Source organism: Collinsella sp. AM33-4BH (genome assembly GCF_003469205.1).
In the GTDB taxonomy this organism is placed as follows: Bacteria; Actinomycetota; Coriobacteriia; order Coriobacteriales; family Coriobacteriaceae; genus Collinsella.
The window spans coordinates 111,431-123,430 of record NZ_QSIN01000006.1 but is presented as its reverse complement, the minus strand read 5'-3'; the positions used below and the strand labels follow the sequence as shown (position 1 = coordinate 123,430).

At 59.6% G+C, this 12,000-nt stretch carries 11 protein-coding genes and 1 riboswitch; of the genes, 4 read left to right on the top strand and 7 right to left on the bottom strand.

Annotated features, from left to right (window positions below; genetic code table 11):
- Nucleotides 1-47: 47 nt before the first annotated feature.
- Both DW821_RS06105 and DW821_RS06100 read right to left on the bottom strand, forming a co-directional pair.
- The gene (locus DW821_RS06105) at nucleotides 48-794 is read right to left on the bottom strand and encodes an aspartate/glutamate racemase family protein (RefSeq protein ID WP_233553017.1); all 747 of its coding nucleotides are present in this window, start codon (nucleotides 792-794) and stop codon (nucleotides 48-50) included.
- 84 nt (nucleotides 795-878) lie between these two features.
- The gene (locus tag DW821_RS06100) at nucleotides 879-2,135 is read right to left on the bottom strand and encodes an ATP-grasp domain-containing protein (RefSeq protein ID WP_099431498.1); all 1,257 of its coding nucleotides are present in this window, start codon (nucleotides 2,133-2,135) and stop codon (nucleotides 879-881) included.
- 394 nt (nucleotides 2,136-2,529) lie between these two features.
- Between DW821_RS06100 and DW821_RS06095 the strand changes: the two genes are divergently transcribed.
- Nucleotides 2,530-3,663 carry a glucosaminidase domain-containing protein gene (locus DW821_RS06095; protein ID WP_117637496.1) on the top strand — a complete coding sequence of 378 codons (1,134 nt, stop codon included), beginning with the start codon at nucleotides 2,530-2,532 and terminating at the stop codon, nucleotides 3,661-3,663.
- Between the two features lie 37 nt (nucleotides 3,664-3,700).
- On the opposite strand, the gene DW821_RS06090 is transcribed toward DW821_RS06095, so the two are convergent.
- The 5 genes from DW821_RS06090 to DW821_RS06070 form a co-directional block, all read right to left on the bottom strand.
- A complete protein-coding gene (locus DW821_RS06090) occupies nucleotides 3,701-5,080 on the bottom strand; it encodes a protein kinase (protein ID WP_158551286.1) in 1,380 nt (459 codons plus the stop codon).
- Between the two features lie 98 nt (nucleotides 5,081-5,178).
- On the bottom strand, nucleotides 5,179-5,601 hold the full coding sequence (locus tag DW821_RS06085; RefSeq protein WP_117637494.1) for an XRE family transcriptional regulator: 423 nt from the start codon (nucleotides 5,599-5,601) through the stop codon (nucleotides 5,179-5,181).
- Nucleotides 5,602-5,633: 32 nt separating this feature from the next.
- The gene (locus DW821_RS06080; RefSeq protein ID WP_117637493.1) at nucleotides 5,634-6,077 is read right to left on the bottom strand and encodes an FxLYD domain-containing protein; all 444 of its coding nucleotides are present in this window, start codon (nucleotides 6,075-6,077) and stop codon (nucleotides 5,634-5,636) included.
- A 164-nt stretch (nucleotides 6,078-6,241) separates the two neighbouring features.
- Complete coding sequence (locus tag DW821_RS06075) at nucleotides 6,242-6,565, bottom strand: hypothetical protein (protein WP_143759215.1); 324 nt, start codon at nucleotides 6,563-6,565, stop codon at nucleotides 6,242-6,244.
- 2 nt (nucleotides 6,566-6,567) lie between these two features.
- Nucleotides 6,568-7,755: an N-acetyldiaminopimelate deacetylase gene (locus DW821_RS06070; protein WP_118066071.1), complete on the bottom strand. Its 1,188-nt coding sequence runs from the start codon at nucleotides 7,753-7,755 to the stop codon at nucleotides 6,568-6,570.
- A 145-nt stretch (nucleotides 7,756-7,900) separates the two neighbouring features.
- A riboswitch (Lysine riboswitch) is annotated at nucleotides 7,901-8,069 on the top strand.
- Between the two features lie 65 nt (nucleotides 8,070-8,134).
- Between DW821_RS06070 and dapA the strand changes: the two genes are divergently transcribed.
- The 3 genes from dapA to dapD are packed head-to-tail and all read left to right on the top strand — an operon-like array spanning nucleotide 8,135 to nucleotide 11,936.
- Nucleotides 8,135-10,444 carry a 4-hydroxy-tetrahydrodipicolinate synthase gene (gene dapA, locus DW821_RS10310; protein WP_118066069.1) on the top strand — a complete coding sequence of 770 codons (2,310 nt, stop codon included), beginning with the start codon at nucleotides 8,135-8,137 and terminating at the stop codon, nucleotides 10,442-10,444.
- Nucleotides 10,437-11,177, top strand: coding sequence for a 4-hydroxy-tetrahydrodipicolinate reductase (gene dapB / locus DW821_RS06060; RefSeq protein ID WP_233545886.1), 741 nt, complete (start codon nucleotides 10,437-10,439; stop codon nucleotides 11,175-11,177). The genes dapA and dapB overlap by 8 nt, the downstream gene beginning before the upstream one ends.
- 39 nt (nucleotides 11,178-11,216) lie before the next feature.
- On the top strand, nucleotides 11,217-11,936 hold the full coding sequence (gene dapD / locus DW821_RS06055; protein ID WP_118066067.1) for a 2,3,4,5-tetrahydropyridine-2,6-dicarboxylate N-acetyltransferase: 720 nt from the start codon (nucleotides 11,217-11,219) through the stop codon (nucleotides 11,934-11,936).
- Nucleotides 11,937-12,000: the final 64 nt, after the last annotated feature.

Below are 12,000 nucleotides of genomic sequence, written 5' to 3'. Positions count from 1 at the left end.
GATAAAACCTACCAAAATTAACCTGTCCCTTTTTGACGGGTCGGAAGCTAGAGGCGGTAGGGGACGCCGCTGCGGATGATGGATTCGCGCACCAGGACATCCATGGCATCGAGGGTGATCTCGGGCATCTCTCGATACTTCTGCAGCACCGATAGCTCGGTGCAGGCCAGAATGACACGGTCGCAGCCGCTACGGGCGAACTCCCACATCACGCGGTCGAACTTATCCATATCGGGCTCACGTCCGGCTTTCACATCATCGTAGATAAGCGACATCACATCGTTCTGACGTTTCTCGCTGGGATAGACAACCTCAACACCCGCAGCCTCGCATTCGCAGCCGTAGACGCCCGCGCCCACGGTTCCGTCGGTGCCCATAATGCCAATCTTGTGCACTGGCTCGGCCGGCATACTCAGGTTGGGGTCGAACTTGCACTCCCCCATCACCGCACCCGCAAGGGCATAGCGCACCGACTCACGCGGCATGTGAATAATCGGCACCTTCGTAAACGACTGGATCTGGTCGTAGAAGTAGTGCGACGTGTTGCAGGGAATGGCAATGTGCGCACAGCCCAGCGACTCGAGTGCCTGGGCACACTCTTTCATGGTCGCCAGCAGCTTGGCATGCTCGCCGGTCTTAATGGCAAGCGTGCGGTCGGGCATGGTCGACTTGGAGAGCACCACCATGTCGATATGTTCCTGATCGCAGGCAGCAGCCGTATGGCGCACCACCTGGTCGTAGTAATACGACGTGGCCTCGGCGCCCATGCCGCCGATAACTCCCAGCTTTTCCATCGCCGCCTCCTTGGTGACGCTTGCGCAATTGCGCGTATCATACCCGCGCCCGCCCGATGTAAACCGGACGGGCGCCGCACTCATCTACTTGTAATACGTCTTGAACAGCTTAAAGTGGCGCAGCTTGGTGTGCCACATGCGCAGCCAGCGGTTAAAGACAAAGTCGCCCTTCATAAACGAAGGGTCGGCGCCCTTGCCTTCCTTGTCCAGGCGATGCACCTTAGCGCGCAGCTCGGGATCCTTGACGTACTTGTCGACGACGCCCATGGGAACGACCATCCACAGCGCCTCGTCCTGCGCCGTCACAAACTCCGGCTCAAACGGGCGGTTGAACACATACTCGTCCACCACATACTTGGCAACGTTAAAGCCGCTGTTAGTGACGTAGTAGTTGCTGCGACCTTGGCGCGTGTTGAAATCGAAGAACTTAAACGAGCCGTCGCGCTCGTCGTACTTAACGTCAAAGTTGGAATAGCCCACAAAGTGAAGGTCCTCGAGCAACTTGCGCACGCCGCCCATGAGCTCGTCATTGGGCTCGGTGATGATACAGGCGTGGTTGCCGACACCGTGAGGCTGATGCTCCTCGAGCAGCACGTGACCCAGGCACATCATGCGCACCTTGCCGTTGCGGTCGGAATAACTGGTGAGTACGCGCATGTACTCGTCATTGCCGGGCACGCGATCCTGCAAGATCAGGTCGTCGGTGTAGCCGCTGGCATACGAGTCGCGAATGACCTGTTCCAGCTCGGCACGGTCGGCAATCTCATAGGCCTTTTTCTGGCCCTCGAACTCGTGCTGCCACCACATGATGCCGTCAGAAGGCTTCAGAATCATCGGGTAGGGAAAATCGATCTGGTCGAGCACTTCGGCAGGCGCCTCGCCTTGGGCGTTCAGCATCGCCATGGTGAAGGTAAAGGTATGCGGATAGGGCACGCCATGCTTCTCGCACAGCTCGTAGAAGATCTCCTTCTTCTGACACTGTTCAAGCATGCTATAGGGAGCGTAAGGCGCGACGATGTTATCCGCCAACTCATGGGCATCCTTGGCCTGAGCCACGAGGGCAACATAGTTATCGCCACAGCCCACAAGGACAATCGTCTTATCGGCATGCGCTTGGGCAATGCCGTTGACGGTCCTGAGCATCACGGGCATGGTATCGATATCCACGTTGGGCGTGTAGTCGATAATCTGGCTGCGGTACGCGGGACCCGTCTGATACTTGCCAAAGACCAGACTCTTGACCTGGTACTCCTCGTAGAAGGCGCGCGCCACCGAATAGGCGTTGATGTCGCCACCGAGCAGCACGGGAATGAACTCGCGCTCTGTAAACTGCAATGCCATGGAAACTTCCTATCATGAACTGCCCACACAACGGGCGGTCTTTGCGCAACTGATTTATTCTAGCGTGCCAAGCCGCCGGCGCCCAAAGCTCCACCGTATCTATGGCAATCGACGTGATCGTCCAGCATAAAGCCGCACTCACCGCGATGGGGCCTTGTAGCCGCAAACCCCCTGTTGAGATAGCTTTCACGACCGAAAGCCCGTCCGCAAACAGGCCCCCGTAACGTTAAAGTTGAACTCTATGGTTTCTCAACAATTCATCATAACTGCAGGTCAAAGCCAAAGCCTCAAGTTCAACTTGACCCTTTGGAACCTTTAAGGTTCAAGTTGAGGTCGAAAGCAGTAGTAGAATACCGTTCGAACCATAACCTACGATTGATTGCAGAGGGACTGGATGCAGCATTCGAATCATCGCGCCGCAGCGCTCATTGCGTCGAAGCCGGCTCGTATCATCACGAGCGCCGCACTCGCCGTTGCGCTGACGGCCACGCCGATGCTCTCCCCCGTTGCGGCGTATGCCGCCTCGCAGGCAACGCAGGACCAGCTTTCCGCAGCCCAGCAGAAGATCGAAGCCGCCACGAGCGCCTACAACGACGCCCGCACCAAACTCGATGACCTGCAAAAGCAGATTGACTCCAATGAGGCAAGCATCGAGGAAATCGAGGCTAAGCTTCCCGAGCAGCAGGCCAAGGCAAGCTCCGCCATGCGCGATCTGTACAAGTATCAGAAGGGCACCAACCCCATCGTGAGCTTCCTGGTCAACGCGCAGAGCCTGGGTGAGTTCATCACGACCTGCAAATACACCAACCAGATCACGAGCTCGAGCGTCGACGAGATCGAACAGCTCAATAACATGCAAACCGAACTCGAGCAGAACAAGGCTGAGCTCCAGCAGGCCAAGTCTCAGCTTGAGGCAGAGCAGAAAAACGCCGAGAATGCGTTGGCTCAGGCCCAGCAGCTCCGCAGCGAGGCACAGGCAAAAGCCGAGCAGGAAAATGCCGCCGAGCTTGCCAAGCTTGAGGCCGATAAGGCCGCTGCCGCCGAGAAGCTCTCGGGCGAGGGCGTAAGCGGCAGCAATTCCAGCAGCCAGGCCACCAACACCAACACCACCATCGGCACCACGGTGAACAACGCCAATACCGGTAGCTCCGATTACGATTCGTTCATTAATGAGTGGACGAGCCGCATCGACAATTATCTCGCCGGCTCCCCCATGGCAGGCCAGGGCTATAACTTTGCCGTCGCCGCTTGGAATACCGGTGTCGACCCCCGTTGGTCCCCCGCCATCGCCTGCATCGAGAGCACCAAGGGTGCTTATTGCGCCAATTCTTACAACGCCTGGGGCTGGAGTGCCCGTGGCGGCGGTTGGCGCAGCTTTGGCAGCTGGAGCGAGGGCATCTCCGCTCACGTTGCCTATCTGGGCGCCAACTACGGCTCCACCCTTACCCCAGCAGCGGCCAAAAAGTACTGCCCGCCCACGTGGCAGGACTGGTACAACAAAGTCGCCGCTCAGATGAACCGCATCTAGGTGCAACTGCAAAGGGCCCCAATGGGGCCCTTTTCTTTTAGGTAGCGGAGGTATCGACGACGCCGGTCGCATTGGCAACCGCGACTATGACGATCATGCATAGGAGCAGCATACCCAATGCCTTGAGCCAAAGTTTCGCGAGTTTCTTGCCGCGATAGCTGTCGAGCAGTGTGAATCGCCGACGAAGACGGCGCTTATCGAGCAGCGCAAAATGCATAAGCACCATAAGGCCATCGACAAAGAAAAAATACTCGATTATGAGAAGCCACGTCGGGTAGCCTTGGTTTGCTCCCGTGGGGTGAAAGACGGCAAAGTGACTTCCGGCAAAGAGCACAAGTAGCGAGAAGCAGACAAGCGTATTCCAAATGCGCCCCAGAGACTCCGGAACGCGAGAGAGCAGACCGCATGCAGCGGAGGCGGCAGGCCTAGGAAGCCCTGCGGGGTTCTGGAGCCCTTGGAGCGTCAACACCGTCTCCGAGGCCGGAGTACGGACAGGCGCAGGTGTAGGAGGCCGCACGGGGCGGCTCAGATCGTATGCCGAGCGCGTCGCCCGTCCCAACGCTTCCGCACTCGCAAAACGCTTGGCCGGGTCGAGCGCCATCGACATGCAGACGGCATCGGCAAGTGGAGTGGGAATGCCACGCGCCTCGCATTGCTCGTGCATGTCGAGCCCTGGTTTAGGGTCGACTCCCGTCAAGCAGAAGAACAACAGGGCGCCAAGTGCGTAGACGTCGCTGCGTACACTCGTCTGCCCAAACCCATACTGCTCGGGTGGCGCATAGGGTCGCGTGCCGAACTTAACGGTGTCTGCATCGGCGCCATCGCGCCACACGCGCGCGATCCCCAAGTCGATAATCACCAGCGACGAAAACGTCAGGCCCTCATCGAGCGTACAGTTCGCACCCGTCACGATGACATTCGACGGCTTGAGGTCGCGATGGATCACCGGCGCCGACGTCTCCCCCGCCATTGCAAAACCGGCGTGGAGCTCGCCCACGGCATCGCATAGGGCAGGATACAATTCACGCGCATAATCGGGGGTGGCTCCCAGACGGTCCACCAGCACCCCGAGCGTCTCCCCTTCGATGTATTCCATAACCACGTTGAGCTCGTCGCCCACACGACGACAATCGACGATTCTGGGCAGGTGCTCAAAACGCCTGCCTGCCCGCTGGGCGGCAAACAGACGCTCGTATGCCCCGCCGATTTGAGCCGAAGCATCGATGCGTTTACGGACAAAGGGGCCGAGCGAACCACCGCCGGTTCCTTCAAAGTACACGAGCTCGGTTGTTTCAACGGACGAGCGCTTAAGTACACGCTCCACGCGATAGCTGTCGTCGCGATCGAGCGACGCCAGATGTTCGGCAAGCGCTGCGGTCAGCTCGTCATCGGAATATGTTGTGGTCTGAGTATCCATAGCCTCCATCATAGCGCAGGGCGCAGACACCCCATGGCATCCGCGCCCCGTTCGTTTGCATCGTTGTTCGGCAGCTCCGCCGGCTCAGATATCAGCCGCTAACTCACCGTCTCCTCGCCAAAGCGATACAGCTCCTCGTTGACCTTTTGGAGGCTGCACCCGCGATCGATGCAAAAGATGATAATCGCATCACGGCGATCCTTGCAGTTGAGGACGCTTACCCCGGCAGCCGTCAGTGCACGGTTGGCCTCTTTGAGCGTCAGCGCCATCGCAAAGGCAATCTGCAGCACCTTATTGCGACTCGGGTGACGCGCACCGGTAAAGATCTGATAGCCAAAGGTCTCATTGAGATCGGCCATACGAACCACGCGCGAGCGCTCCAAGCCCTTTTCCTGCAGCAGCTGCTTCAGGTAGTCCGAAAGCGACGGGGCAGCAAAGTCGTGCTCCCTGATATAGCCATCGATGTTCGGCGCATCGAGAAGCTCATTGAGCAGCTCCTCGGTCAGCTTTTTATCGGGCATACGACTTCACCTCCCCCAGTGCATGCAACATGCTAGAAACCGCTTACGTCCGAACGCTCCCAGCTAGCAACCTGGTCGGGAGACACCGTACCCAGCGCCTCGAACTTCCAGGAGCCGCCCGCCTTCAGATGATTGGTGTTTGCAAGAGCCGTTCCAACCTGGTTGCCATCGGCATCATACAGAACATACTCAATCTGAATGTAGCTCTTTTCCTTGTCCGTGTTATTGGTAAGCGTGCCCGTGATCTTATAGGCAAACTGACTGGAGGTGTCTTCAGCCTCGTCAGCAATGGTATACGGTTCTTGCGATTCTTTTTGCTCCTCAGCCTGCTGTGTCGCCTCGGCAGGTTTTGCCGAATCGCTCGCAGACGAATCGGTTGAATTGCCACCCATGGAGCCCACGGCACCGACGATAACCAGCACCACGATGACGCCTAGGACAATCTTGCCGATCGGCTTCTTTCCCTCTTTTGCCATTATTCATCCTTCCTACGATCCGGCTACCGTGCCGGCACACAGCACATCGTAGAAAGGATTGAACTTGAATTCATTAGCTGAGGGCTAAGGTTGCGGTAAACGGCCAATGCAGCTATCCAGACGCCGAGCAAACGCACTTTGCGTGACCGTCTGCTGGCAGCGCATCAACCCACCGTGACGGATTTCCCGGTAAAGGCACTGATCATCATTAGGACAAAGAACACCAGGTAGCTGATGCTCAATAGGTACGCAATGATCAGGAAGACGACCCAGCCGACATTGGTCTTACCGTCGGCGCGGCGCTGCTCGCGAGAACGGCACAGCCAGACCGTCACGCCGATGGCGGTGATAAACAGTACGAGTGCCGCCGCAGCCAGCCCAGCAAACACAAACATCACGCCAATGCTCACAGCGATGACCGGAAGCAGCAGCAAACCGCATCCGCATCCACCCGGACTATATACGGCAGACTGTCGGCGTCGTTCCATCGTCACTCCAAGCCAAGCAATCGTTTGTAGACATCGAGGCCTTTGAGTAGGATTTCCTCGTCAAAGAGCATGGTATCAGTGTGAAGGGCGCTCGTGGCATAGGCGGGACAGCCATCCGAATCGATCGGATTATCTTGTCCCTCCGGCACGCCCGTACCCAGGAGGAAGAACACACCTGGCAGATGGCGCTGATAGAAAGCGAAGTCCTCGGCAATCAGCAAAGGCTCATCCACGAGTTGCAGCTCGGACAAGACAGGCGCAATGTGGGCGAACAGCACGGGGTCGTTATCGACCGGCGGATAGCCCTCGGCAAAATCGAGGTCATATGTGCAGCCCGTTGCGACGCAGGCATCGTCCAGCACGCGGCGCACGCCCTCGCGCGCGCGGTCGAACATGTCGTCCGTAAACACACGTAGGCTGCCGGCAACATGGGCCTCCCCCGCCACCGCATTGCAGACGGTGCCGGCCTGCAGCAGGCCGAACTTACCAATGCAGGGCTCGTCGACACCCAACTCGTCCATGAGCTCGCGCTCGGAAACCAAGAACTTGGCAGCCGCCAGCGCCGCATCGTGCGACTCCTCGACCGGAACGCCATAGGTCTTAGCGATATGGATGCTCGTGCCATGGATATGAATGTGTGTCTCACTCGAACGCGCCAGCAACGGACCGGAGCAGCTCGCCAACGTGCCGGCGGGCAGATCGGGCCACACGTGGAAGCCGAAGATGCGATCCACCCCGTAGCGCTCGAACACGCCGCTCTCGCACACCGTCTTGGCACCACCAGTCGTCTCCTCGGCCGGCTGAAACACAAAGAGCACATTGCGCTTAATGGCGCCCGGCTGCTCACGGATCGTACGGTCGACAAAGGTTGCCGCCGAAAGCGCCATGGCCATGTGTCCATCGTGCCCGCAAGCATGCATCTTGCCGGGATGGGTCGAAGCGAACGCTGCCCCCGTTGCCTCGGCAATGGGCAGCGCATCCATATCGGCGCGAATCGCCGTGGCATGCGCGGCGCCAACGCCAGCGTCGAAGAAAGCGCAGACGCAGCCGGGGCACGGATGGGTCACCTCGCAGGTGAGCGGTGCCAACACGCCCTCGATATAGGCGATCGTCTGCGGAAGATCGAAGTCGAGCTCCGGGATCCTGTGCAAGTCGCGGCGGTAGCGACGGAGTTCTTGGAGCTCGGCCATATTGGTTCCTTTCGTAGGTGCGCGTCGGCTGCTATCTATTGTGCCGCAAGATTGCTACACCCTTATTTCCAGCATATCCCTGCATTTTTTAAACGTTATATACGAATACTCTTGTTTGGTAAAGTGCAACGTGGTAGGGTCGTTACCACTTGATAGAGGCGCGGGCACGAAGAACCGCGGGTGAGCCGGCAGGCTTTGACCCCGTGGGGAGGCGAAACCCGCCGAACTGGGCTTTTCGGGCACGAACAACCTGGTGGGCCTGCGGGAAACACCCGCAGGACTGTCTGCAGCAATGCGGGAGCGCTATCCGGACATTGGGTCCACGCTATGCGGATTCGATGCGCAGATGGCGCCGTCTGGATAGCGAGGTTTACGGGACATGGCATTAACCCCCAACGAGGCATATGCGGCCAAGCAGCCGTTTGTGGACAAGAAGACGCTCGAGCATATCGTCGAGCAGTTCCCCACGCCATTTCATCTATATGACGAGGCGGGCATCCGACGCAACATGCAAGAGGTGCGCGACGCCTTCGCATGGAACCCGGGCTTTAAGGAATACTTTGCCGTCAAGGCCAATCCCAACCCGGCGCTCATCTCCATTCTCAACGAATACGGCTGCGGCTGCGATTGCTCGAGCTATACCGAGCTCATGATCGCCCGCTCGCTGGGTATCACGGGACACGACATCATGTTCTCATCCAACGACACGCCGGCAGCGGACTTTGAGCTCGCCGACAAGCTGGGCGCCATCGTCAACTTTGACGACATCAGCCACATCGAGTTCTTTGAGCGCGTCGCAGGCCCCATCCCCAAGACGGTCAGCTGCCGCTTTAATCCGGGCGGTCTGTTCCAGCTCTCCAACGGCATCATGGACAACCCCGGCGACTCCAAATACGGCATGACCACCGAGCAGCTCTTCGAGGCCTTTCGCACGCTCAAGGCCAAGGGCGCCGAAAACTTTGGCATCCACGCATTCCTTGCCAGCAACACCGTCACCAACGACTACTACCCCAAGCTCGCGCGCATCCTCTTTGAGCTTGCCGTGCGCCTGGAGCGCGAGACCGGCGCACACGTCGCCTTTATCAATCTGTCCGGCGGCGTCGGCATCCCCTACCTGCCCGAGCAGCAGGCCAACGATATCCATGCCATCGGCGAAGGAGTGCATGCGGCCTACGACGAGATTCTGGTTCCCGCCGGCATGGGCGATGTGGCAATCTGCACCGAGATGGGCCGCTTTATGATGGGCCCCTACGGCTGCCTGGTCACCAAGGCCATCCACGAGAAGCAAATCTACAAGGACTATATCGGTGTCGACGCAAGCGCCGTCGATCTGATCCGCCCTGCCATGTATGGCGCCTACCACCACATTACGGTGATGGGCCAGCCGGGTGGCTCCGACAAGACCGCGGCGCCTGTCACAAACACGTACGACATTACGGGCAATCTGTGCGAGAACAACGACAAGTTCGCCATCGACCGCGAGCTACCGCGGGTCGACATGGGTGATGTGCTCGTGATCCACGATACCGGCGCGCATGGTTACTCCATGGGCTACAACTACAACGGCCGTCTGCGCTCCGCCGAGGTGCTGCTGCGCCCCGACGGCTCGGCCGACCTTATCCGCCGCGCCGAGCGCCCGGGCGATTATTTTGCCACGCTCGACGTGTTGCCGAGCGGCCGAGAGCTGCTGGCCAAGTCGCGCGCCGAAAGCGCTCGTCGTCGCGCTCAGGACGAGCGCCTGGCCGTCGCCGTCCAATGGAACAAACGCATCCAGATCGCGGAAGCGAAGGAGAAGAACATGGATATCCGCAACCTCGGGGGCTCGATCGTCGCCCTTGTTACGCCGTTTAAAAAGGACGGCAGCGTCGACTTTGACGCACTCGAGCGCCTTATCGATTTCCACCTGCAAAATGGCACCGACGCCATCCTCACCCTGGGCACCACCGGCGAGAGCGCCACGATGACCGATGACGAGGACAACTCCGTCGTCGCCGCCGTGGTCAAGCAGGTTGCAGGCCGCGTCCCCGTCATCGCCGGCTCGGGCTCCAACTCCACGCAAACCATGCTCACCAAGTCGCTCACCTATCAGGGCCTGGGCGCCGACGGCCTGCTGCTCATTACCCCCTACTACAACAAGTCTAATGAAGAGGGCATCTACCAGCACTTTAAGACCGTTGCCGATGCCGTAGATATCCCCTGCATCCTGTACAACATCCCCGGCCGCTGCGGCTGCGGCATCAGCGAGCGCAACGTAGAGCGCTTGGCCGCGCACCCCAACATCATGGGTATTAAGGAAGCCTCGGGCAACGTCGCCTACGCGGCCAAGATCGCCCACCTGCTGTCCGACGACTTCCGTATGTACTCGGGCGAAGACACGCTCACCGTGCCGCTCATGAGCCTGGGCGCCTCGGGCACCATCAGCGTGTGGGCCGATGTTCAGCCGCAGCTCGTGCACGACATGTGCCGCGCCTATCTGGACGGCGACGTGGAGCGCGCCCGCGATATCCAAATTGCCGGCCAGCCGCTCATCAATGCCCTCTTTAGCGAGGTCAACCCCATCCCCGTCAAGGAGGCACTCGCCCAGATGGGCATGATCGAAGCCAACTACCGCATGCCGCTGTGCCCCATGGCCGATAACACGCGCGCCGCACTTACCGATGCTCTGAAGGGAGCTGGTCTGCTTGATTAAGACCGTCATTATGGGAACGGGCCGCATGGGCTCGCTCATCCACACTACCGCCGAGGGCATTGTCAACGCCGCTGGAGAGCCCGTTTTTGATATCGTGGCCCAGATCGGTTTTGACCTGTCCGAGCTCGAGAGCACCCCGGCAGCCGACGTCATCATCGACTTCTCGAACGTCGTGACCTTCGATGCCGTCGTCGCCTATGTCGAGCGCACGGGCGCGGCGTTAGTCTCGGGCACCACAGGCTACACCCCCGAGCAGATGGACCGCCTGCGTGAGCTGGGCCAGAACGCCCGCGTTATGCACTCGGGCAATTACTCCATCGGCATCGCAGCCCTGCGTCATCTGGTAGCACAGGCCACGCGCGAGCTGCCCGGCTTTGACTGCGAAATCGTCGAGACGCACCATAACCAAAAAGTCGATGCCCCCAGCGGCACCGCAAAGCTGCTGCTCGACGCCGTCGTCGAAGCCGAGCCCGAGGCAGGCTACCACCCCGTCTATGGCCGCGAGGGCATGTGCGGAGCGCGCGACCCCAAGGAAATCGGCATGCACTCGCTGCGCGGCGGCACCGTAGCCGGTGTGCACGAGGTGGGTTTCTTTGGCCAGGACGAGGAAGTCACGCTCACCCACCGCGCCACGAGCCGTCAGATCTTTGTCAACGGCGCCCTGGCAGCCGCGCAGAAGCTCGTCGCCCGTGAACCCGGCTTCTATACGTTCGACCAGGTCATGTTTGCCTAACCAGGTATCAACCGAATCCGCCCAAAGGAGAGATAGCAAATGAGCAACGCAGCCGAGATGGATGCACAGGAGATTATCGACTACATCGCCACCGCGCCCAAGAAAACGCCCGTCAAACTGTACGTGCGCGAAAAGCCGGGCATGAAGGTCCAGTGGGGCAATGCGCACGTCTACGGCGGTCGTCGTGGCAAGACCGTCTTTGGTGACTGGGATGAGCTCAAGGTCATCCTCGATGCCAATGCCGACTCCATCGACTACTACGACGTCGAGAATGACTGCCGCAACTCCGCCGTCCCCATGCTCGACCTTAAGGGCATCAATGCCCGCATCGAGCCGGGCGCAATCATCCGCGACCGCGTCGAGATCGGCGACCGCGCCGTCATCATGATGGGCACCATCATCAACATCGGCTCCGTTATCGGCGAGGGCTCTATGATTGATATGGGCGCCGTCCTGGGCGGCCGCGCAACCGTGGGCAAGAACTGCCATATCGGCGCCGGCACCGTACTGGCAGGCGTCGTTGAGCCTGCGAGCGCCACGCCCGTCATCATCGAAGATGATGTCATGATTGGCGCCAACGCCGTGGTCCTGGAGGGCGTGCGCGTGGGCAAGGGTGCTGTCGTTGCCGCCGGCGCCGTATGCGTCGAGGACGTCCCCGCCGGCGCCGTCGTGGCCGGTGTCCCCGCCCGCGTCATCAAGATGCGCGATGAGAAAACCGACAGCAAGACCGGCCTCGAAGAGGGACTACGTCAGCTTTAATAGTTACGCGGTTTTACCAAGAAGGCCGAAGCCCCAAAGGGCTTTGGCCTTTTCGTTACGGTCA

Bases quoted from the DNA above. Each gene is read 5' to 3' on its own strand.
- DW821_RS06100 (WP_099431498.1), bottom strand. From the start codon at position 2,135: ATGGCATTGCAGTTTACAGAGCGCGAGTTCATTCCCGTGCTGCTCGGT.
- DW821_RS06095 (WP_117637496.1), top strand. From the start codon at position 2,530: ATGCAGCATTCGAATCATCGCGCCGCAGCGCTCATTGCGTCGAAGCCG.
- DW821_RS06090 (WP_158551286.1), bottom strand. From the start codon at position 5,080: ATGGATACTCAGACCACAACATATTCCGATGACGAGCTGACCGCAGCG.
- DW821_RS06085 (WP_117637494.1), bottom strand. From the start codon at position 5,601: ATGCCCGATAAAAAGCTGACCGAGGAGCTGCTCAATGAGCTTCTCGAT.
- DW821_RS06070 (WP_118066071.1), bottom strand. From the start codon at position 7,755: ATGGCCGAGCTCCAAGAACTCCGTCGCTACCGCCGCGACTTGCACAGG.
- DW821_RS06080 (WP_117637493.1), bottom strand. From the start codon at position 6,077: ATGGCAAAAGAGGGAAAGAAGCCGATCGGCAAGATTGTCCTAGGCGTC.
- DW821_RS06075 (WP_143759215.1), bottom strand. From the start codon at position 6,565: ATGGAACGACGCCGACAGTCTGCCGTATATAGTCCGGGTGGATGCGGA.
- dapD (WP_118066067.1), top strand. From the start codon at position 11,217: ATGAGCAACGCAGCCGAGATGGATGCACAGGAGATTATCGACTACATC.
- dapA (WP_118066069.1), top strand. From the start codon at position 8,135: ATGGCATTAACCCCCAACGAGGCATATGCGGCCAAGCAGCCGTTTGTG.
- DW821_RS06105 (WP_233553017.1), bottom strand. From the start codon at position 794: ATGGAAAAGCTGGGAGTTATCGGCGGCATGGGCGCCGAGGCCACGTCG.